This window comes from Caballeronia sp. INML1 (assembly GCF_023631085.1).
In the GTDB taxonomy this organism is placed as follows: domain Bacteria; phylum Pseudomonadota; class Gammaproteobacteria; order Burkholderiales; family Burkholderiaceae; genus Caballeronia; species Caballeronia turbans.
This window is the reverse complement of record NZ_JALQDT010000051.1, coordinates 305,158-326,810: the sequence shown is the minus strand read 5'-3', so window position 1 is coordinate 326,810 and position 21,653 is coordinate 305,158. Positions and strand designations below refer to the sequence as shown.

The following is a 21,653-nucleotide window of genomic DNA, read 5'->3' as shown; positions in this document are numbered from 1 at the left end:
ATGACCCGCCGAAACGATCTGCAAAACATGCAGCCCCTGGAACTGATTCGCACGCTGCGTCTGGCTGGCCGCGCCGCCGAAGCCCGCGCCCTTTGCGCGCAGTTGTCCGCCTGCGACGATCCCGGCTGCGTGATCGCCCAGCTTGGAATCGATTTGAGCTATCTCGGCATGTATGCCGACGCCGAAACGCAACTGAAACGCGCATTAGCGAACGAGTCGCTCTCTTACGTCGATCGCTATATTGTGATCGACGAGTTGTGCGGCGTGCAATTCATCCTCGGCAAGTTTCACGAAGCGCACGAGGGATACCGCGCGCTGCGCGGGCGTGAGTATGCCCAAGCCTTTCACCGTCTGATTATCGGAGATGATCCCGTCTGGCAGGGCGTAGGGGCTGACGATTTCCTCAGCATGGAAGAACCTGTCGCGGGCAAACGGATATTCATTTGCGGGGAGGGCGGTTTCGGCGACTTCGTGCATTTCTCGCGCTACATCGATCTCCTTCTTCGGGACGGGGCGCGTGCGGTCGTCGTGGAGCACATCCCGGCATGGGAAGGCATTTTTCGCCAGAGCGACGACGTGACATTGTCGAAGGCGACAGCCGAGCAGCGCGCGATCGAAATCGAGCGCTGCGATCGCATCACCTTCGGCTTCAGTCTTTACGCGCGATATCAGCGCTCGCCGTACTTTCCTGCGGAGAATCCCGGGGCGCGCATTGCCATCGATCCAGCCAGGGTGTTGTCCGACGAGGCGAGCGCGCAGTTGAGCGTCGAAACGACGCTCCCGAAAATCGGCCTGATCTGGAAAAGCGCGAGCGGCGTGCGTCACGAGCCGTATCGCTCGATTCCGCTGGAGCGCCTCGAATCTGTGCTAACAAGCGGCACCTGTCGTCTCTATTCGCTGCAGGTAGGCGAGATCAGCGAAGAAGAGCGCGCCGTCATGAACCGCCACGGCGTGACCGACATGGCGCCGCATCTCTCGACCTTCGGCGACACCGCTCGCGTGCTCGAAAAGCTGGATCTGCTCATCACCATCGACACGGGCACGGCGCATCTCGCTGGCGCGCTGAATCGCCCCGTCTGGGTGCTGCTGCCGCAGGCATGCGATCCACGCTGGCTCGACTGCCAGCGCTTTACGCCGTGGTATCCGTCGATGCGCCTCTATCGTCAGACCGAGCTCGGCAACTGGGCCCAGCCGCTCGCGGACATGCAGGCCGACCTCGCCGCGCTCAGTGCTTCCGTAGCGCCGTCGTCCGCCGAAAGCCCCTGAAACGCTCGCGCCGATGTTCCTCGTCGAAGTGCGCGCGCGCGGGCTTGACGAGATCGCTGCGCGAAACGATGCCGACGAGCCGCAGCGACTGCTCGTCCGCGACCACCGGAAGGCGCTCCAGTTCATGCACGGCGAGGCGCGTCGCGGCGAGCCGGCACGGCTCACCCGGCAGCGCGAACACGGGCGCGCCACGCTGAAGCTGCTCCAACGCCTCGCCGATGCCCACACTCGCCTGCCCATCCGTCAGCGTCCCGAGCGCCGCCCGATCGAGCATCCCGACGAGCGCGCCGTCTTGCACGACCGGATATGCGCGATGCACCTGATGCGGTCCGAAGTGCTTCGCGAGCACGTCGCTCAAAGGCGTGGCGGCATCGACCGTCAGCACGTCGCGCGTCATGACTTCCTCGACGTGATGACGCTCCAGCGGATCCACGCCGTATTCCCGATAGATGTGATACCCGCGCCGCGCGATCTTCTCGGTCATGATCGAGCGCTTCATCGCGACCGTCGCGAAGCCGTGCGCGACGAGCGTCGCGGCGAGCAGCGGCAACAGCGCGTTCGCATCGTGGGTGAGGCCGAACGCGAAGACGATCGCGGTGAGCGGCGCGCCGAGTGTCGCGCCGAGCGTCGCGGCCATGCACACGAGCGGCCAGAGCGCGGCGTCATGGCCCGGAAGGATCGCGCCGAGCACGGTGCCTAAGCCTGCGCCGAGCATCAGGAGCGGCGCGAGCACGCCGCCCGAGGTCCCCGAGGCGAGCGCGATGACCCAGCTGATCGCCTTCACGGCGAGGATCGACAGCGCCACCTGAATCGCGATGTGCTGATGCAGCAAGTCGCCGATCACGTCATAGCCGACGCCGAGCGCGCGCGGCTCGATGTACCCGCCGATGCCGACGAACACCGCGCCGATCGCAGGCCACCACATCCAGTGGATCGGCAGCTTGCCGAATACGTCTTCGAGCTTGTAGAGCGCCGCCGACAGCCCCGATGCCAGCGCGCCCGACAGCAGCCCGGCCACGAGGCACGAAAGCAGCGAGATCATCTGCGGCGGCTGCGTGTCGAGCGGAAAGAGCGCGCCCGTGCCGAACACCGCGGCGCGCGCGAAACCCGCGACGGCGCAAGCGAGCGCGACCGGCAAAAAGCTGCGCGGACGCCACTCGAAGAGCAGCAGTTCGACCGCGAGCAGCACCGCCGCGACCGGCGTGCCGAACACGGCGGTCATGCCCGCCGCCGCGCCCGCGACGAGCAGCGTCTTGCGCTCGGCGGCCGTCACGTCGAAACATTGCGCGATCAGCGACCCGAGCGCGCCGCCCGTCATGATGATCGGGCCTTCCGCGCCGAACGGCCCGCCGCTGCCGATCACGATGCCCGACGACAACGGCTTCAGAATCGCCACCTTGGGCGACATGCGGCTTTTGCCGAACAGAATCGCTTCGATGGCTTCGGGAATGCCATGGCCGCGAATCTTCTCCGAGCCGAAGCGAGCCATCATCCCGACGATCAGGCCGCCGATCACCGGAATCGCGATTACCCAGGGCCCGAGCGTGTTGAGCGCGGGCGAGCGGTCCGCGATCGAGAACGTGCCGAAGAAAAACAGGTTCGTGAAGAGATGGATGAGCCCGAGGAGCAGGACGGCCGCGAGCGTGGCGATCCCGCCGATGACCGCGGCGAGCCCGCAGATTTTCAGCAGCCGGTCGTTGACCGAAAAGTCGCGTTTGTGATGGTCCATGATCAGCGCTCCAGGATATTCAAAGATCGATGCGCGGCACGCGGAACGCGCCTTCGAGCGACTTCAGCTCCGCGCGATGCAGCGCGGCGAGCCGTTCGAGCACGTCTTCGCCGCGCGCTTCGAGATGCACCCGCACCTGACGGCGATCCTCGTCGCTCGGCGCGCGGCGCACGAGCCCGGCCGCCTCGCAGCGCGTGACGAGCGCCACCACGCCGTGATGATGCGATTGCAGCCGCTCGGCGAGTTCGCCCACCGTCGCCCAGTCGCGGCCCGGATAGCCCTTGATGTGCAGGAGCAGCAGATACTGCAGCGGCGTGATGCCTTCGTCCTGCGCGGCGCGCTCGGAGAAGCGTTCGAAGCGGCGCATCTGATAGCGGAATTCGGACAACTGCTCGAAGTCCGGCTTGTTGAGGTTGCGCGGGGTTGTCATCGGATTCCAGTCAGCGCGGGGCGGTTCAGGCGCTTTTGCGCTCGCCCGCGAACGATTGTCGATAGAGGCCGGAGATCAGGTCGGTCTCGGTGATCATGCCCGCAAGCTGATCGTGCGCGCCGACCACCGGTACGTGGTGGTGCCCGAAGTGCGCGAACATCGGCACCAGCTCGGCGATCGCAGTGTGCGTCTTCACCGTGCAGACGTCCGTCGTCATCAGCGAGGCGACGAGCGGCGGTGTCGTCGACGGGCCGCGCATGACCCGCTCGATCGCGCGCCTCATGCCCTCGACGATGCCGCCGCCGCGCACCGGCGCGAGATCCGCGCGCGTGACGATGCCGCATACGCGGCGCGTCGCGTCGATCACCGGCAGTGCCTTGACGTGATGTTTGTCGATGAGCGCGAGCGCCGCCTGTGCGCTCGTATCGGGCGTCACCGACACGACCGCGCGCGACATGATGTCCGCGCACGTGAACTCGGTAAAACGGCGCGCATAGGCCTGCAACTGCGTCTCGCGAAGAAGCGCTTCGAGATCGTCCGGATCGACATCGAGCATTTCGCTGCGGCGCGAAAGCACGGCTTCGAGATCGGCGCGCGTGAACGAGGCGGCGTCGGGCGGCGCGTTCGCGGGTTGCGGCGCGGCGTGCCCGTGCGGATAGCGATGGCCCGTCAGCGCATGAAACACGATCGCCGACGACAGCAGCGCCGCCGACTGGATCGCCACCGGCGCGACCACGAATCCGAAGCCGAGCGCATGAATCGACGGTCCGCCGAGCACCGCGGTCAGTGCGACCGCGCCCGAAGGCGGATGCACGCAGCGCAGCGCGAACATCGCGCAGATCGCGAGACAGACGGCGAGCGCGGCGGCGTCGATCGGATCGTGCACGAGCATCGCGCAGGCGACGCCGACCGTCGCCGACACGATGTTGCCGCCGATGATCGACCACGGCTGCGCAAGCGGACTCGCCGGCACGGCGAAGAGCAGCACGGCGGAGGCACCCATGGGCGCGATGAGATAGGGAGTGGCCGAGGCATCGCCGATCAGGAGATGCGCGAGCCCGCCCGTCAGCGCAATGCCGATCAGCGCGCCCAGACCGGCGCGCAGCCGCTCGGTCCAGCGCAGCGTGACGGGCGCGGGAAGAAAGCCATGCAGCCAGCGAAGCAATGCGATACGCGACACTTTTTTCAGCGTTCCGGGAAAGTCAGTGGAGGGTCACACTGGCCGGCCGGGTCGATGGCGCGAAAGCAAGCGTGCGACGAACGCAAAATTATATCGCAATATGATACAAATTGTCGCGCGTCGTGGTGCGTCGCGGCTGAACGGACGCGCGCGTCCTCCTGTACGATCACTTATCTCCCGCAGGTCGCGGACACTTCTACATGGCTCGTCGCTTCATTTCCGGTCTGGCGTGCGTCATCGTCGGCGCGTGCACGTGGTCGTGCGCGGCCGCCGCAACGGACGACGATCCGTCGACCCTCGTCAGCGACGTTCACGAGTTCGTCGTCGCCGCCGATGGCTCGCTGACCGAAGACGACACCGCCGTGCTGCGCGCGAATACGTCGGCGGGCGTCGACGAGATCGCGCAGCGTTACGTCTGGTACGACAGGAGCGTGTCGAAGGTGGATATCGTCGAGGCGTATTCCGTCGATGCGAACGGCGCGCGCCACGACGTCTCGCCCGGGCAGATCCGCGATATTCAGGAGCCGCGCTCGGCGGGCGCGCCCACGTTTCAGGACGCGAAACTGCGCGCGGTGATCTTCCCGGCGGTGGGCATCGGCTCGACGGTGCATTTGCGCGCCCGCAAGAGCCAGGCGGCGGCGGTGATTCCCGGGCAGTTCAACTATTACGTCGATCCGGGGCAACGGCCCGTGTTGCAGCAGCGGCTCGTCTTCGATCTGCCGGCGGACAAGCCGCTTTTCGCCGATGCGCGCGGCTATGTCGCCGAGCCGCCCGTCACGGAAAACGGCCGCACGCGTCATGCGTTCACGTATCGGCGCGAGCGTATCGCGCGCATCGAAAGCGGCTCGGTGGGTTATGCCCAGTACGGCGACCGCCTGATGGTCACGACCTTCCCCGATTACGCGAGCTTCGCGAAGCGCTATCGGGAAGCGGCCGCGGACCCGGGAACGGACGATCCCGCCATCCGCGCACTCGCGCAATCGCTCACGCAGAACGACACCGACGACCGCGCGAAAGCCAGAACGCTCTACGACTGGGTGCGCCACACGATCCGCTACGTCGCGATGTTCATCGGCCAGAGTCCCGCCGTGCCGCATCGCGTGACCGAAGTGCTCGCGAACCGCTACGGCGATTGCAAGGATGACGTCGCGCTCTACGGTGCGCTGCTCGATGCCGTCGGCATTCGCAACGAGCCCGCGCTGATCGGCCTCGGCTCGGTCTATACGCTGCCGTCGGTGCCGGGCTACGGTTCGGGCGCGATCAATCACATCGTCACGTGGCTGCCGGATCTGAACACGTATGCGGACAGCACCGCGTCGAGCGTCGAGTTCGGCTTTCTGCCGCTCGCGGACATGGATCGCCCCGCGCTGCTCGTGAACACCGGCGTGCTCGCCCGCACGCCCGCGACCCAGCCGCTCGCGCGCACGGCGCGGCTGCAGATCGAGGTCGCGCCGCAAGGCGAGGCGAGCTTCGCGTACTGGGTGGAAGATTCGGGATGGAGCGCGGAGATCGAGCGGATGAACCTGCGGCTCGCGAACGCGCAGCGGCGCGACCAGATCGCGGCGGACCGGCTGCGCTACACGAACCTGCGCGGCGCGGGCGCCCTGACGACGAGCGATGTCGATGCAACCGGCGGCCCATTCGCGACGACCTTGCGCGGCACGCTCGACGATGTCGTCTGGCCGACCGGCACGACGGCGTTGCCCGCGCTCACGAGCCTGTCGGGCGGCATCGCGACGGCGACGCGCAACTGGCTCGCCGAGCGCACGCGCACGCAGCCGTATCTGTGCATCGGCGGCACGTTCGACGAGGTCTCGCAGATCACGCTGCCGAAAACGATGCGCGTCGCCGAGGTGCCCGTCGATCAGGATCTGACGAGCGATTTCTTCCGCTACCGCTCGCGCTATCTTTTCGATCCGTCGACCAACGTCGTCCAGATTTCGCGCACGCTGGAAGCACGCTTCGGCAAGCAGGTCTGCACGCCCGACGAATTCCGGGCGGCGCTTCCCGCGCTGAAGACAATCGAGCGGGATGCGCAGGCGCAGATCATCGTCAAGGCAGCCGGCCGGTGAAGCTCACTCCATGTCCCGCGCGACGCGAAAGCCGTTCTGCGACTGCCGCACGCTCGAACTGTATTTGAAGCGCGTCGCCGACTGCATGTAGGGCGCGCCTTCGCGCCACGAGCCGCCGCGAATCACGCGCACGGAGCAAGACGGATCGTCCCAGGCGCGGCCATCGACGGGCGCGTTCCTGTACGAGCTATGCCAGCAATCGGCGACCCATTCCCAGACGCTGCCGTTCATGTCGTACAGGCCATAGGGATTCGCCGCGAACGATCCGACGGGCGTCGGCGCATCGGGTTTGTACGGGTCGCCGCAATCCTTGCAGTCGGCCGTGCCCTTCTTCATCTGATCGCCCCACCAGTACGTGGATTGCGTGCCGCCGCGCGCGGCGTATTCCCATTCCGCTTCCGTCGGCAGGCGATACGGCTTGCCGCCCACCTTGCTCAGCCATTTGACGTAGACCTGCGCGTCGTCCCAGCTCACGTTGCGCATCGGCGCGTTGCCGGGCGGCGGTGTCGCCGACTCGCCCTCCGCCGCCACGCGCGTGCACGCGCCCGCATCGGCGCAGGCGTTCCATTGCTCGACCGTGACTTCGTATTTACCGATGGCGAACGCCCGCCCGATCGACACCCGATGCGGCGGCTTCTCGGCCGGATCATCGTTGTTGCTGCCCATCGTGAAGCTGCCGGACGAAAGCGGAATCAGGATGGGGCATGCCGGGCAATCCTTGATCTCGCCGCCGCTCGCCGTCTTCGCCGCAGGCTTCGTGGTGATGGCGGCGGGCGGCGCGGTCACAGCGGCGGCGGGCGCGGCCGGCGGGCTCGGGCGAGGCTTTTCCGGCGCGGCCGCGGTCGCCGGCGCGGATGGCGGAGGCTTCGGCGTCGGGGCGGCGGGCGTCGCCGTCGCCGCCGGGGGCGCCGCTGGCGACGATGCCGCTGGTTTAGCGTTGCCCGCCGCGCGCAGACGCTCGATGCGCGCCTTGGCGAGCGTGGCGAAACGCCCGTTCGGATATGCCTTCAGATACGCCTCGTAATCGCCCGGATAGGTGCTGTCCTTGATCGATTCCCAGAACGTCAGTTCGTACTGCTCGTTGCTGTCCTTAGGAAGGATGCCGCGCGTGCGCACGGCATTGGCGGAATCGGCGGGAAAGATGGCGTTCGCGTCCGCGATGCGCGCGTTCACCGATGCCTCCGCGATCGGAAAGCCCGCATCGAGCGTCGACGCGATCCACGGCCGCTGCCCGCCGCGCGATGCCTGCGTGACATCGGACGCAGCCGCCGCGAACGTCGACGACGTTACCGGTGAACGCGTGCCCAGCGCGCGCAAGAGCGCCGCGGTATAGCGTCCGTTGCGCTCGCCTTCTATCGCGGCATCGCCGGGCGCGGCGGCATAAGCGACGAGCGTGCGCGGCGGCAGCGTCCACGTCCGCGCGTTCGCTTTCTCGAAAGGATCGGTGAGGCACATGTCGAGCACGACGATGTTCGCCGCGCCCGGGCGCACGCGCGTCATGCGCTCGACGATTTCTTTCGCGGAGAGCGCATCCCGCACGAGCGTCGCGGGACGGCGCTCGCGTGCGCCGAGCGGCACGAGCAACGCGTCGCCGCCCGCTTGAAGTCCGTGGCCGGCGAAATAGACGAGCGCCGTATCGTTCGGGCCAAGGTGCGCGGCGAAGGCATCGAGTGCCTCGCGCATTGCCGCTTCATCGAGGTTCGTGCGGTGCGTGACGTGAAAGCCGAGGGCGCCGAGCGCTTTGCTTATGTCATCGGCATCGTGCGATGCGCTCGCGAGCGGATGGTCGACATAGTCTGCATTGCCGATCACGAGCGCGAGATGCCTGGGCGCGTGCGCGGTCGTCGCGGTAGAAGGAGAAGACAGCGCTGCGACAGACGCCGCGCTCGCTGGTGCGGGGGCGAGGCCGATCGTCAGCAGCACGCCCGCGATAAGAAGAGTTCGCCACATATTCACACCCTGTCCGTCCGGCTTTGAGTGGAGGGCATCGTGCTGCATTCGGGCCCGATGCCGAGGCTCTGCGTCCAGCACTACCAACGATAGCACGCACTCACGCGCCGCTTAATCCCCTGAAGGGAGGTATCCGTCATGAGGGCTGAAGGACACCCCTGTGTACGTATCTTTTTTAAACGTTACGTCCTAATCTAAAAGCCAACGACGGTGCATCACGCAACCCGCATCACGCTCCGGGCACGAGCGTTCGCACGTGCAAGGAACGTTTTCCCTGGCCCATCCGCGAGGCCTTTCAACGAGAGGCGTGCATAACATGCTGAGAAGAACCGTGCTTGGCGCGCTGGCTTCCCTGGCCGCACTGGCCGCCGATTCGTCGTTCTCCGCCGCCGCGCGTGCGCGCACGCCCGCTCCGCCGAACGCCGAGGCGTACATCATCTGGCCGCCGGACGGCGCCGTGATTTCGGGCGGCAAGCTCTGGGTGCGCATGGGCTTGCGCAACATGGGCATCTGTCCGAAGGGCGTCGATCTTCCGAACGTGGGGCATCACCATCTGCTGGTCGATGCGGATCTGCCGCCGCTCGATCAGGAGATACCGTCCGACCGCAACCATCTGCATTACGGCGCGGGCGAAACCGATGCGCGCCTCGAACTGCCGCCGGGCAAGCACACCCTGCAGTTGCTGATGGGCGACTACAACCACATTCCGCATGATCCGCCGGTGTATTCGAAGAAGATCACGATCACCGTGAAATGAGCTGTGCACTTGCCGAGGGCACATGACATGAAAAAACGATCCGCTGACGCACTCGCGCTCGCGCGTTCGCTCCTCGTTGCGGCCGCGCTGGCGACGGCGATCGCCGCGCCTTGCGCGTTCGCCGGGCCGACGCCCGCGCCCGCCAACGCCTATGCGTACATCGGCTATCCGAACGACGGGCAGACCTTGCCCGCGGGCAAGCCCTTCAAGGTCTGGTTCGGGCTGCGCTTCATGGGTGTCGCGCCGCGCGGCGTGAAGTTTCCGAACACGGGGCATCATCATTTGCTGATCGATGTCGACTTGCCGCCGATGGATCAGGAGATTCCATCGGATCGCAATCACCTGCACTACGGCGCCGGCGAAACCGAAACGATGCTCGAACTGCCGCCGGGCAAGCACACGATTCAGCTTCTGATGGGCGATGACAAGCACATACCGCATAACCCGCCTGTCTATTCCAAGAAGATCACGATCTACGTCAAATGAGTTCGGGCGCCGAGTGAGGCACTGAGCGGCGCCTTTCCCGATTTCTTTTATCGACTTCGATTCCGCGCGCTGTATGGCGGAGGGAAACGCTCGTGAGTGCAATCCGTAGGGGTGTCGCTTGACAACCGACAGTGCAATAGCGAAGTGTTGGGGGAACAGCACCACGAAGGCGCGGATGCCGGCGCAGCATCGAATGATCGAAGCCTTGCACAGCAACGCACACGGCGAAAAGCAGCCGACGCCCGATGTAATTGGCACACCCTATGCATTACATGGTCGCGAGCAGACAAGTTGCTCGAAGCCACCACCGAAACGCGCGACGCGCACCCAAGGAGCGGAAATGAAGACGCTGATCATCAAGGACCTTCCCGTCACCGAAGAACTGGACAGCCGCGCGATGTCCGCGGTGCGCGGCGGCTATGCGACCCTGTTCCCCGGTTATATCTCGATGAACGGGGCGACGCTCTCGATGCCGTTCAACCCGCAGCAGATCATCAACCAGACGCAGACCACGTTCAACCAGAACGGCAGCAACATCGCGTTCGCCGAGGCGCTGAAGTCGCAATCGACGGTCGCGCCGACGCAGGACGCGAAGAACATCGCCAACGTCAACTTCGGTGTGGCGGGCAACCTCGCGTGAGGCGAACGCCGCGAGGAATGAACCGGATGCCGGTGCGGTAAGCATTCATGCAGTCATGCAGTCGGCAGTAAAAGCGGGGCACGGGGAGCTCTGCTGTAACACCGCCCGCGACATCGGGCGCTGCGGTTCGGCCGGGGTCGCATCCCGCCGGACCGCGTCACGAAGCGCGACGTGCCACAGAGCACGCGCGCGCCACGTGACTTAACCCGTATGGAGTCCCGGCGCGCCGTGTGATTTACTTGAAGGACCGAACGGCCGGCGCCGCGCTTCTCACCCATCAAACTGACCGTCGGTGCGCGTTCACCGGGAGCGAGATCGTGCGAGCCTTGTTGCCATCGTTGCGCGTGACCATCAGGCGCGAGTGGGCCGTGCTGCCAGGGCTGATTGCCGCTGTGTTGCTGTCCGGCTGTATCGACTTGAAGGTGCCGACTTATCAGCGGCCCGACACACCCGAGAAAACCGCCTTCACGAAGATCGACGCAGCGAAGGTCGCCGCGGCCGACACGATACAGCCCGACTGGTGGAAGCAGTTTCACGATCCGACTCTGGACGCGCTGGTGGAGAAGGCCATCAACGGCAACTTCGATATCAAGGTGCTGGCCGCACGCATCCAGGTGGCAGGCGCGCAGATCGGCGAGGCGCGTGCGGGCGCGTTGCCGTCGATGGATCTCGGCGCGGGCGCGAGCTTCGAAAAGACGACCGGCCAGCCGTTCTCGAAACAGTACAACCTCGCGACGCAGGTGAGTTGGGACATCGACATCTGGGGCTCGGTCCAGAAGGGCGTGCAGGCGCAGAAAGCCGAATTTCGCGCAACCGAAGCGGACTGGCGCGCGGGCTATCTCGAACTCGTCGCGCTCGTATCGACGACATACTTCCAGATACTCCAGTTCGACGATCAGATCGAGCAGCAGAAGCAGACCATCGCAACGAACCAGCAGATCCTGACGATCTTCGAAGGCATGCAGAAGAACGGCCTCGTGCCGAAGACGCAGGTGCTCACGCAGCGTGCGGAACTGAATCGTCTGACGCGCGAGTTGCTGGAACTGCGCCGCTCGCGCGACCTCGCGAATAACGCGCTCTCGACGCTGATCGGCGTGCCCGCGGGCGAGTTCAGAATGCCCGACGGCAAGCTCCAAAAGCGCGTGCAGATTCCCCCGGTGCCGGGCGGACTGCCGTCGCAGTTGCTCGCGCGCCGTCCCGATCTCATCGCGGCCGAATATCGCGTGCTCGAAGCCTACGACCTCGTCGGGCAGGCGAAGCTCGCGCAACTGCCGACCATCAACCTGACCGGGCGTGGCGGCACGGCGAGCTTTCAGTTGACCGATCTGTTGAAGATGTTCACGTTGAGCTTCGTGCCGAGCATCAATATCCCGATTCTCGATCCGTCGGTGCGCGCGCACGTGAAGACGACCGAAGCGCAGACGACGGTCGCGGAACAGCAATATCGCAGCACGGTGATGAACGCCTTCGAGGAAGTGGAGAACGCGCTCGTCAATCTCGATTCGCACACGAAGCAGCGCGTCGAGTTGCAGCAGGAAGTCGATCAGTTGACGGTGGTCGCCGCGCAGATCGACGCGCAACTGAAAGAAGGCGTGATCTCGCAACTCCAGGTGTTCGAGACGGAGCGCACGCTCCTCGCGGCGCAACTCGCGCTGCTCGCGAACCATCAGCAGATTCTTTCCGACACCGTGACGCTCTATAAGGCGTTAGGCGGCGGCTGGCCGATGATCGATGTGCAAAGCGCAAGCAAGGACACGACGAAGTGAAGCGCTTCATTCATTGTCTCCTTCGCAATGATATGAATAACTAACGATCGTTCCAGGATGGCTCGCCATTTGCGTGACGAACCGGTGCCGCACGATTGACTACGACGATGCGTGACTTAAACTCTCAACAGCCGCCGGTGACGAATGACTTCCATGACGGCGCGGACCAACCTGTCCATGCGCCCGACGATGCCGGGCATTCCTCTGGCGCGTCGGCGGCAGCGGCTGGACGTACCTCGTGACATGGACATGGCTCAAGGCTTCTCCATAGCGGAACCACAGCCGGGCGTGGGCGAGGCATTCGACGTCATCCTGAAGCCCATGCCGGGTCCCGAGCTTGCCGGCGAGATGGCCGACAGGCTGACGGAAATCCGCATCGACGAAAATCTCTTTGCGATCGGCCGCGCCGAAGCGCCGTTCGACACGAGCCCGCCCGAAGCCGTCGCGCAACTCTCGCGGCGGCACGCGCGCATTTTCATCGAGCACGGGTTCGTCTATATCGCCGATCTGGCCAGCAAGAACGGCACCGCCGTGAATGGCACGCCCGTGCGCGACACGCCCGCGCGCGTGAGAAACGGCGACATCGTTTCGTTCGGCAGCCGGCTGTCGTATCGCGTGCAGTTCGCGCCGCGCACGCGGCGTGTGAACATGCCGAAGCCGATCGGCATCACGCTCACGCCGCAGCGCAACGATCTCGGTCTTCATCCCGTCGAGCTCGCCCAATTTCCGTTTCTCGTCAGCAAGACCGACGAGACCTTTTCGCGCTATCGCGAGCAGTATCCGCATCAGGTCAATTACGTGTCGCGGCGGCACGCGCATGTGTTCATCAAGGGCGGCGCGCCGTTCGTCGAGGATCTCGGCAGCACCAACGGCACCTTCGTGAATGGCGAGCGGCTCGGCGCGTCGGCGGTCGAGCTGAAGAACGGCGACACCGTCGCGTTCGGCGGCACGCACTTCGCGTACACGGTGCATCTGCACGGCGAAGAGGGCGAGTCGACGCTCACCGAAATGGTCGCACAGGCAGCGCAGACCCACGACGACGAGCTTGAGAGCGACAAGACGACCTTCGTCGGCTCGGCGCACTCGTTCCTCGATATCTTTTGCGTCGATCAGGCCGCCGCGCGCGAGGACGAAGTCAACGAGGAGGCGCAGCCGAAACCCGCAATCGAAAGCCGTCATGACACGCGCGCCGCAAAGAAGCGCAGCAAGTTCGCGCTCTTCGTGGCCGAACTGCATCGTGCGCTCGCAAGCGATGACCGACGCGCCGCGCGCCGCACGCGCATCATCATCGTGTGCGTGCTGGCCATGCTCGTCGCGGGCGGCACGGCGCTCTTCTATAGCGGCTCGCCCGAGCGTCACGCCAAATCGCTGATGTCGCACGGCGAGTTCGGCGAGGCGGCGACCGTCACGAACGACTATCTGAATACGCATCCGCAAGACGCGCAGTTCACGTCGATGAACACCGAGGCCGTGCTCAAGTCGAACGTGCCGCGCTGGCTCGCCGCGCTGAAAAAGGGCGATTTCGCGAGCGCGGACGCGATCATCGCGCAGATGCGAACGCTCGCCGCGCACAACGCCGATGTGCATTCGCTCGTCGACGAGCTCGAGTGGATCGGCAAGCTGGAGAGCTTCGTGATGAGCCGCGGCGGCGCCGAGGCGCCGATCCGCATGTACGCCGACGAGCCGCGCATCGGCGCGATCCTGAAGCACTGGGAAGCGGATGCGGCGGGCCATCAGCGCGATCTCGACCGCATCGCGGGCTACGTGCCGGAGTTTCGCGATCCGTATGCGCTCGCGCTGAGTCATCTGCGCAAGCTGCAAAGCGACGATTCCGTGTATCTCGCGGCCATCGACAGGCTCGATGCGAGCATCGTCAAGAGCCTCGGCCAGGACGATCCCGATGCGATCAACGCATCGCTGAAAGAATACGCGGACAAGTACCCGCGCCTCGCGGGCCTCGATCGCGTGCGCGCCGATCTCGATGCCTATACCGGCCTGCGGCGCGGTCTCGACGCCGCAAGCCTCGCGCCGCTCGCGGGATCGGTCAGCAAGACGAATTTCTCGACGCCGCCGTTCAAGGAGAAATTCAGGCAGATGAGCGCGAGCCAGCTGCCGCCACCCGATATGCTCACGCAATACGCGAGCGTCGCCGATGCGTGGAACCGCGGCCAGAGCGCGCAGGCGATCGACGGCCTGCAGAAGCTGCCGCAAGGTTCGTGGTCGCCGACCGTGCAAAAGGAGCTCGCCCACAAGAAGGCCGTGGCCGCCCAGTTTGCGGATTTACAGAAGGCGCGCGGGACGAAGGGCTATGAAGATGCGTTGCTGTCGTTCTACGAAACACTGGATCTCGATGCCGACCCGTTCTATGCGAAGGCGGTCGCGCCCGATGTCGCATCGCTGAAAGACAAGGCGACGGCGCGCGCGCAGGCCTTGATGACGCAGGCGCAGACGCTCTGGCAGCAGTATCGGACGAATGGCGGCATCGGCGGGTCCCAGCGGCTCGAATCGGGCGTGTCCGATACGTTCAGGACCCAGGCGCGGCTTTTGTCGGACGCAGAGGATGCGGCCACGCGCGGCATGCGCATCTTCAGGCAAGTGAAGGCGGACAGCGCGACGGCGAAGTGGACCGCGCTCGCCAATGAGATCGACACCGAGGCGGATTTGCAGCGGCGCTCGCTGCAGGATCTGCGCATGGTGCTCGAACCGGGACTTCTCAATACCAAGCTGAGTCTGATCGGCGGAGGCACGCGCAGTGAAGAGAGACACACACCTTAAGCCGTTGTCGGAGGCGCTCGGGGAACACGGCGCAGAAGGCATCGCGATACTCACGGCCGAGCCGCTCGGGCTCACGCAAGGGCTCGTCTTCGCGATGGTGGCGCTCGTCGCTTCGGCGCTCGTGTGGTCGTTCGTCGGCCATGCCGACGTGATGGTCAGCGCCCAGGGCACGCTCGCGCCGGAATCGGAAGTGCGGCGCTTCTATGCACCGATCGACGGCGAACTGGCCGACCTCTATATCGCCGAAGGGCAGCCGGTGCGCAAGGACGATGTCGTCGCGCGCCTGAACGCGCGTGGTGCAATCGAGGCGGCCAGCAACGCGCTCGAAGCGCAACTGAAGCTCGACGATGCCGAGCGCGAGTGGAAGCAGTTTCCCGAGAAAAAGCTGCTGATGGAGCGCAAGATCGCCGCGCTCAAGGACCAGATGGATGTGGAGGAGCATCAGCATCAGCAGCGTGTGGCGGAAGGCACGAGCAAGCTCGCGGAAGGCCAGAAGGCGCAGTTGCAGGAAGCGCGCAGCACGCTCGAAAACGCACGCCGCGCGCGCGATGCGGCCAAGGTGGAACTCGACCGCTTTCAACGTCTGCTCGCGCTGCCGGGCGGCGGGGGCGTGGCGGAGGCGCAGGTCGATGCGAAACGCAATGCGTATCTGGAAGCGGACGGTGCATATCGCGTGGAGCAATCGCGGCTCGCCGAACTCGATTTCCGCCTGAGCCACGATTTCACGCAGGCGAAGCGTCAACTGGAAACGAGCGGTCAGGAGGCGACGACTCTGCGGCTGCAGTACGAAGCCGCGATGCGCGAAGTCGCGAGCACGGAAGACAAGTTGCGTCTGCAACTACAGACGGCGCGGCTCGTCGCGGATGCGGCCGCGCGCATCAGGTTCGAGAACATCGACAAGGACAATTTTCTGCTGATTCTCGCGCCGGTGTCGGGCGTGGTCACCGACGTCACATCGACGCAGCCGGGCGACAAGATTCAGGCGAACACGCCGCTCGGCGGCATCGCGCCGGCGAATGCGAAGCCGGTGCTTAAGATCGAGATCGCCGAGCACGACCGCGCGTTCCTGCGCGAAGGGCAGCGCGTGAAGCTCAAGTTCAACGCGTTTCCCTATCAGCGCTATGGCGTGATCGACGGCACGCTCGCGTTCATCTCGCCCGCGACCAAGCCGAGCCCGTCGACCAAGCAACCCGTCTATGAAGGACGCGTGACGCTCGATCGCGATTTCTATCAGATCGCGGACACGAAGTATCCGCTGCGCTACGGCATGACGGCGACCGCGGAAATCGTAGTGCGCGAGCGGCGCCTGATCGACCTCGGGCTCGATCCATTCCGCAGTGTGGCGGGATAGGAATGGAGGGTTACACGAGCGCCGCAACGCGGACATGATGCGCAATTCAACATAGAACTGAACGGAGAACGACATGACGGCGATTGTGCGTATCGACGACGAAGTGGTCGACGTCGGCGAATTTGTCAGGTTATTGAAGCTGAACGGCCAGTTCGACGGTCTCATCGAGCAACTCGTGCGCGACAAGCTGACCGTGCGCGCGGCGAAGAAGTCGGGCGTCGCCGTGAGCGACGAGGAAATCCAGAACCGCGCCGATCAGTTTCGCCGCATTCGCGGGCTGCATCGCGCGGCGGACATGAACAACTATCTCGACGCGCTGCACGTGAGCCTCGACGAGTTCGAGGTCTATATCACCGACACGCTCTATCAGGAAAAGATGCTCGACAAGGTCGGCACCGAGCGCGAGATCGAAGAATACTTCCAGCTCAACTCGCCGAAGTTCGACAGCATCGAAGTCAGTCACATCCTGCTCGATACCGAGGGTAGCGCGAAGGAGATGATCTCCTATCTCAACGACGATCCCGAGAGCTTCGCCGAGATGGCGCGCGAGCATTCGCTGGCCGACACGCGCGACGCGGGCGGCGTGATCGGCCGGGTGATGCGCGGTCAGATGAAGCCGGACGTCGAGGCGAAAGTGTTCAACGCGGAAGTCGGCGATCTGCTCGGACCGTTCATTTCCGCGGATGGCGCGTCGTATGAAATTTTCGCGGTGACGGCGAAGTATCCCGCGAAGCTCGACGAAGACGTATCCGCGGAAATCCGCCGCCTGCTGCGCGAAGAGTGGATGCTGGCGCGCGCGCAGGAACATGTCATCGAAGCACGTTGACTGACGGAACGCGACAGAACATGGACGCGCCATCGAGCCTGGATTCCCCCGCCGACTTTCTGTCGTCGGTCGAGATTCTTTCGCCATTCACGCGCGAAGAGATCGAGCATCTTGCGGCCAATGCCGAGTCGCGCCGTTTCGGCTTCGGTGAGACTGTATGCAATGCGGGCGATGCGGCCGACGGGCTCTATATCGTGAAGGCAGGGTCCGTGCGCATCTTCACCGAGGAGCACGGCAAGGAAATCAGCATGGGGGTCAAGAAGGAGCGCGAGACCTTCGCCGATATCGCGATGCTGCGCGATTACCGGCACGAGTCGTCGGTGCGCTCCTCCGGCAAGACCGAGCTGCTGTATATCCCGCGCGCCGCGATCGATCCGGTCATCGCGAAGAATCCCGCCGCGCTCGCGTTCGTGACGAGCTACGTCGCGATCAATTCGGCGGGCGGCTTCGTTGCGAAGCTCTTCGATCTGCGCGGCAAGCTCAACAAGGCGGAGCTCGAGGAATGCGTGCGCAGCGTCGGCGTGAAGCGCGTCGCCGAGGGCAAGGAGATTCTCAAGCAGGAATCGCGCGACGACCGGCGTCTTTATGTCGTGCGGCAGGGCGAAGTGCGCATCGTGCGCGAAGAGGGCGGCGAAAAACATGTGCTCGCCACGCTCGGCCCCGGCGAGATCTTCGGAGAGAAGGCCTGCGTGATGCGTCAGGAGCAGATGGCTTCGGCAATCGCCAGCGCCGATACGCGCCTGCTCGTGATCCCCGAAAAAACGGTGCATTTCATCATCGAGCGCAACGTGAAGCTGCGCGAAGTGCTCGAAGAGCGCATCCGCTTCACCGAGCGCGAACTGCAGCGCCAGAAGAAGCTTGCCGAGCGCCGCAAGTTGCCCGCGATGCTCGACCTGCACACGAAGCCCGAACTGGGCGAGCGTGTGATCAAGCGCTTCGCGTGGGTCGAGCAGGCCGAAGAGATGGACTGCGGTGCGGCCTGTCTCGCGATGATCTGCCGTCACTACGGCATCAACATGACGCTCGGGAAGCTGCGCGAACTCGCCAACGTGACGACGTCCGGCGCGACGCTCGATTCACTCGCCCGTGCGGGCGAATCGCTTGGCTTCACGACGCGCGGTGTGCAGTGCACGTTCGAATCGCTGCGCGGCTTCGAGATGCCGTTCATCGCGCACTGGGAGGGTTATCACTACATCATCATCTACGGCGTGTCGAGCGAGAACGTGTGGGTCGCGGACCCGGCGATCGGCTTCAGGAAGATGACGGTCGGCGAGTTCGAGCGCGGCTGGAGCGGCACGTGCCTGCTGTTCACGCCGGGCCAGGATCTCACGCAAAGGGCCGTGTCGCGCTCGCCGTGGCTGCGTTTCGTCGGTTATCTGAAGCCGTACAAGAAGATCCTGCTGCATCTCTTTCTCGCCACATTCGTGATTCAGGTGCTGGGCGTGATTCCGCCGCTCATCATCCAGAACATTCTCGACGGCGTGATCGTGCATCAGAACGTCAACTTGCTGCACGTGCTGATCGGCGGGCTCGTCATCGCGAGCCTGTTCACGCAACTCATGACGACGATCCGCGCTTACCTCGCGAACTTCATGGTCCGCAACATGGATTTCGCGATGATGTCGCAGTTCTTCAGGCATACGTTTTCGCTGCCCTTTGGCTTCTTTGCGAAGCGCAAGACCGGCGACGTGTTCGCGCGCTTTCAGGAGAATCACACGATCCGCGCGTTCCTCACGGAATCGACCGTATCGACCGTGCTGAACCTGCTGATGATCTTCATCTACTTCACGATCATGTTCCTCTACAACGTGAAGCTCACGTTGCTGCTGATCGCGTTCGTGATTCCGATGATGGTGCTCACGATCGTCGCGACGCCCCGCATCAAGCAGAACGCGCGCGAGACCTTTTCGGCAGGCACGGATGCGCGTTCGTATCTGATGGAAGCGCTCGGCGGCGTGGAGACGGTGAAGGGCATGGGCATCGAGCGCCCGGTGCGCCTGAAGTGGGAGAAGAAGTACGCGAAGTCGCTGGAAGTGCAGTACAAGTCGCAGCGCTTCAATATCGCCGTGGGCCTCTGCAGCCAGTTGCTGAACGCGGCGACGACCATCGGCGTGCTGTGGGTCGGCGCGAATCTCGTGCTCGCGCGCGAACTGACCATCGGGCAACTGATCGCGTTCAACGCCTACATGGGCAGCGTGCTGGCGCCGCTGATGGGTCTCATCAACTTGTGGAGTCTCTTGAACGACGCGGGCGTCGCAATGGAGCGCCTGGGCGACGTGCTCGACATCGAGCCGGAGCAGAAGCCCGAAGACATGCAGCAGCGCGTGATGCTGCCGGATTTGCAGGGCGATATCAGCTTCAACGGCGTGTATTTCCGTTATGGCGAAGGCGACGCGCCCTACGTGCTGGAGAACATCAGCTTCGATATCAAGCCGGGTGAGCTGATCGCGATCGTCGGGCGCAGCGGCTCGGGCAAGACCACGCTCGCGAAGCTGCTCGTCGGTTTCTATGCGCCGAGCGAGGGCAAGATGACTGTGGATGGCTACGATATCAACGTCGTCGACAAAGGTTTTTTCCGCGCGCAGATAGGTTATGTGATGCAGAGCAATCTGCTGTTCTCGGGGACGATCGCCGAGAACATCGCGAGCGGCGACGAAGCACCCGACAGGCGGCGCATCGAGGAAGTCGCGAAGATGGCCGACGCGCATGCGTTCATCGTCAAGATGCCGCTCGGTTATGAGCAAGTGGTCGGCGAGCGCGGCGTGGGGCTTTCGGGCGGACAGATTCAGCGGCTATGCATTGCGCGCGCGCTGTATCACGACCCGCGCCTGCTCGTGTTCGATGAAGCCACGTCCGCGCTCGATACGCAATCGGAAAGCAATATTCTCGGCAACATGCAGGAGATATTGAAGGGCCGCACGGCCGTGATTATTGCGCACCGGCTCTCGACCATCATGCGCGCCGACAAGATTCTCGTGCTATACGAAGGCGGCATCGTCGAGCAGGGCAAGCACGACGAACTCGTCGCGCGAAAGGGCATGTACTACCAACTCGTGCAAAAGCAACTGAGCGCAGCATGAAAATACTCGACCAACCGGAAGGTGACACCAGCGCGCCCGCGTCATCGGCGATTTCATATGCGGGGCTCATCGAGAAGATCGAGATCCTGCGCTCGACACTCAGATGGACCTCGCGTCTCGAGCGGCCCGAAATCGAGAAGCTGCTGCGGCAGGCGAGCACCTTGCGCGACGAAGTCATGCAACTGTCGCACAAGGAGCGCTTCGTGCAGGCGGCTGCCGCGGAGCCGAAGCGCGACCTGCCGGCGGGCGCGCGGCGTCAGGCGCTGATCGAACGCAGTTTCGTGTTCGAAGGCACGTTCGGCGATAACCCGAAGCTGCTCGAAGCGCTGGAAATCGCGGAAAAAGCCGCGCCGACGGATCTGCCCGTGTTGATCGACGGCGAGAGCGGCACCGGCAAGGAACTGATGGCGAAGGTCATTCACGCCAACGGCTCGCGCGCGGACAAGCCGTATATCTCGGTGAACTGCGGCGCGATTCCCGACAATCTGCTGGAGTCGGAACTGTTCGGGCATCGCAAGGGCGCGTTCACGGGCGCGTCCAACGATCGCAAGGGCAAATTCGAAAGCGCGCATACGGGCACGATCTTTCTCGATGAGATCGGCGAGTTGCCTTTGTCGGGACAGGTGAAGCTGCTGCGTGTGCTCGAAGCGCACGAGATTCAGCGCGTGGGCTCGGATGAGCCGATCGGGGTGGACACGCGCATCGTCGCGGCGACGAATCGCAACTTGCGCAAGTTCTGTGACGAGGGGCGCTTTCGCGAAGACCTGTTCTATCGGCTGAGCGTGATTCATCTGACGCTGCCGGCGTTGCGCGAGCGGCGCGACGAGATTCCGCTGCTGCTCGCCTATTTCGGCGATGAAGCCGCCGCGACCCTGAAGCGCAGGCCGGTGAAGCTGTCGCCGAGGCTGCGCGACTTTCTGCGCAACTATGACTATCCCGGCAATATCCGCGAGTTGCGGAACGTGGTGTACCGGATCGCGTGTCTTGCGGGCGATATGGCCGACATCGATCATCTGCCCGTCGATATCCGGCCGAAGTCATCGCTCTCGCTGGCAATGGGCGGGCCGGCCGCAAGCGGCAACGTCATCGCGACGGCGAGTTCGCTGGCGGAAGCGAAGCGCGTCGCAAGCGATGAGGCAGAGCGCGCGTTTCTCGAGCGCGGGTTGCAGGAAACCGGCGGGACGGTCGCCGAGCTTGCCAGGCGGTATGAGATGAACCGGTCGCATCTGCAGATGCTTCTGAAGAAGCATGGGCTGCATTCGAAGGAGTTTCGAGCGGCGGCGCAGAAGAACAAGGAAGCGGCAGAGTAGCGGCCTGACCGCCCAAAGCATCTTGGCGTCGAGTG

The 21,653-nt window shown here is 64.5% G+C and carries 15 protein-coding genes; 11 read left to right on the top strand and 4 right to left on the bottom strand.

Annotation, left to right across the window (positions count from 1 at the left end):
• The first annotated feature begins 27 nt into the window (after window positions 1-27).
• Window positions 28-1,266, top strand: coding sequence for a glycosyltransferase family 9 protein (locus tag NCR38_RS17630; protein ID WP_250477426.1), 1,239 nt, complete (start codon window positions 28-30; stop codon window positions 1,264-1,266).
• Here NCR38_RS17630 and NCR38_RS17625 read toward each other — a convergent pair.
• From NCR38_RS17625 to NCR38_RS17615, 3 genes are read right to left on the bottom strand one after another with little or no spacing between them, the layout of a single operon-like run.
• Complete coding sequence (locus NCR38_RS17625; protein ID WP_061115762.1) at window positions 1,226-2,995, bottom strand: chloride channel protein; 1,770 nt, start codon at window positions 2,993-2,995, stop codon at window positions 1,226-1,228. The two genes, NCR38_RS17630 and NCR38_RS17625, sit on opposite strands and share 41 nt — an antisense overlap.
• A 19-nt stretch (window positions 2,996-3,014) precedes the next feature.
• On the bottom strand, window positions 3,015-3,425 hold the full coding sequence (locus NCR38_RS17620; protein WP_061115763.1) for a MarR family winged helix-turn-helix transcriptional regulator: 411 nt from the start codon (window positions 3,423-3,425) through the stop codon (window positions 3,015-3,017).
• Window positions 3,426-3,450: 25 nt separating this feature from the next.
• On the bottom strand, window positions 3,451-4,605 hold the full coding sequence (locus NCR38_RS17615) for an HPP family protein (protein ID WP_061115764.1): 1,155 nt from the start codon (window positions 4,603-4,605) through the stop codon (window positions 3,451-3,453).
• Window positions 4,606-4,805: 200 nt separating this feature from the next.
• Here NCR38_RS17615 and NCR38_RS17610 point away from each other — a divergent pair, with 200 nt between their 5' ends.
• Window positions 4,806-6,677 (top strand): DUF3857 and transglutaminase domain-containing protein, encoded by a 1,872-nt coding sequence (locus NCR38_RS17610; protein WP_250477425.1) that lies wholly within the window; start codon window positions 4,806-4,808, stop codon window positions 6,675-6,677.
• A gap of 3 nt (window positions 6,678-6,680) precedes the next feature.
• Here NCR38_RS17610 and NCR38_RS17605 read toward each other — a convergent pair whose 3' ends face one another.
• A complete protein-coding gene (locus NCR38_RS17605) occupies window positions 6,681-8,627 on the bottom strand; it encodes an SUMF1/EgtB/PvdO family nonheme iron enzyme (protein WP_061115765.1) in 1,947 nt (648 codons plus the stop codon).
• Window positions 8,628-8,943: 316 nt separating this feature from the next.
• Here NCR38_RS17605 and NCR38_RS17600 point away from each other — a divergent pair, with 316 nt between their 5' ends.
• The 9 genes from NCR38_RS17600 (at window position 8,944) to NCR38_RS17560 (ending at window position 21,618) form a co-directional block, all read left to right on the top strand.
• On the top strand, window positions 8,944-9,384 hold the full coding sequence (locus NCR38_RS17600; protein WP_061115766.1) for a DUF4399 domain-containing protein: 441 nt from the start codon (window positions 8,944-8,946) through the stop codon (window positions 9,382-9,384).
• Window positions 9,385-9,411: 27 nt separating this feature from the next.
• Window positions 9,412-9,870, top strand: coding sequence for a DUF4399 domain-containing protein (locus NCR38_RS17595; protein ID WP_061116068.1), 459 nt, complete (start codon window positions 9,412-9,414; stop codon window positions 9,868-9,870).
• A gap of 340 nt (window positions 9,871-10,210) precedes the next feature.
• A complete protein-coding gene (locus NCR38_RS17590; protein WP_061116069.1) occupies window positions 10,211-10,510 on the top strand; it encodes a hypothetical protein in 300 nt (99 codons plus the stop codon).
• A 317-nt stretch (window positions 10,511-10,827) separates the two neighbouring features.
• Window positions 10,828-12,276 (top strand): efflux transporter outer membrane subunit, encoded by a 1,449-nt coding sequence (locus NCR38_RS17585; protein ID WP_061116070.1) that lies wholly within the window; start codon window positions 10,828-10,830, stop codon window positions 12,274-12,276.
• Window positions 12,277-12,525: 249 nt separating this feature from the next.
• Window positions 12,526-15,051, top strand: a complete 2,526-nt coding sequence (locus tag NCR38_RS17580) for an FHA domain-containing protein (protein ID WP_061116071.1) — start codon at window positions 12,526-12,528, stop codon at window positions 15,049-15,051.
• Complete coding sequence (locus NCR38_RS17575; RefSeq protein ID WP_061115767.1) at window positions 15,029-16,402, top strand: HlyD family efflux transporter periplasmic adaptor subunit; 1,374 nt, start codon at window positions 15,029-15,031, stop codon at window positions 16,400-16,402. The genes NCR38_RS17580 and NCR38_RS17575 overlap by 23 nt, the downstream gene beginning before the upstream one ends.
• Window positions 16,403-16,475: 73 nt before the next feature.
• The gene (locus NCR38_RS17570) at window positions 16,476-17,228 is read left to right on the top strand and encodes a peptidylprolyl isomerase (protein WP_061115768.1); all 753 of its coding nucleotides are present in this window, start codon (window positions 16,476-16,478) and stop codon (window positions 17,226-17,228) included.
• Between the two features lie 20 nt (window positions 17,229-17,248).
• Complete coding sequence (locus NCR38_RS17565) at window positions 17,249-20,308, top strand: peptidase domain-containing ABC transporter (RefSeq protein ID WP_061115769.1); 3,060 nt, start codon at window positions 17,249-17,251, stop codon at window positions 20,306-20,308.
• Window positions 20,305-21,618, top strand: a complete 1,314-nt coding sequence (locus NCR38_RS17560; protein ID WP_061115770.1) for a sigma-54-dependent Fis family transcriptional regulator — start codon at window positions 20,305-20,307, stop codon at window positions 21,616-21,618. The genes NCR38_RS17565 and NCR38_RS17560 overlap by 4 nt, the downstream gene beginning before the upstream one ends.
• Window positions 21,619-21,653: the final 35 nt, after the last annotated feature.

What these genes read in the sequence shown, in the direction of transcription:
- NCR38_RS17620 (WP_061115763.1), bottom strand. Translation starts at nt 3,425, where the DNA reads ATGACAACCCCGCGCAACCTCAACAAGCCGGACTTCGAGCAGTTGTCC.
- NCR38_RS17630 (WP_250477426.1), top strand. Translation starts at nt 28, where the DNA reads ATGCAGCCCCTGGAACTGATTCGCACGCTGCGTCTGGCTGGCCGCGCC.
- NCR38_RS17565 (WP_061115769.1), top strand. Translation starts at nt 17,249, where the DNA reads ATGGACGCGCCATCGAGCCTGGATTCCCCCGCCGACTTTCTGTCGTCG.
- NCR38_RS17610 (WP_250477425.1), top strand. Translation starts at nt 4,806, where the DNA reads ATGGCTCGTCGCTTCATTTCCGGTCTGGCGTGCGTCATCGTCGGCGCG.
- NCR38_RS17605 (WP_061115765.1), bottom strand. Translation starts at nt 8,627, where the DNA reads ATGTGGCGAACTCTTCTTATCGCGGGCGTGCTGCTGACGATCGGCCTC.
- NCR38_RS17590 (WP_061116069.1), top strand. Translation starts at nt 10,211, where the DNA reads ATGAAGACGCTGATCATCAAGGACCTTCCCGTCACCGAAGAACTGGAC.
- NCR38_RS17570 (WP_061115768.1), top strand. Translation starts at nt 16,476, where the DNA reads ATGACGGCGATTGTGCGTATCGACGACGAAGTGGTCGACGTCGGCGAA.
- NCR38_RS17625 (WP_061115762.1), bottom strand. Translation starts at nt 2,995, where the DNA reads ATGGACCATCACAAACGCGACTTTTCGGTCAACGACCGGCTGCTGAAA.
- NCR38_RS17600 (WP_061115766.1), top strand. Translation starts at nt 8,944, where the DNA reads ATGCTGAGAAGAACCGTGCTTGGCGCGCTGGCTTCCCTGGCCGCACTG.
- NCR38_RS17560 (WP_061115770.1), top strand. Translation starts at nt 20,305, where the DNA reads ATGAAAATACTCGACCAACCGGAAGGTGACACCAGCGCGCCCGCGTCA.
- NCR38_RS17595 (WP_061116068.1), top strand. Translation starts at nt 9,412, where the DNA reads ATGAAAAAACGATCCGCTGACGCACTCGCGCTCGCGCGTTCGCTCCTC.
- NCR38_RS17580 (WP_061116071.1), top strand. Translation starts at nt 12,526, where the DNA reads ATGGCTCAAGGCTTCTCCATAGCGGAACCACAGCCGGGCGTGGGCGAG.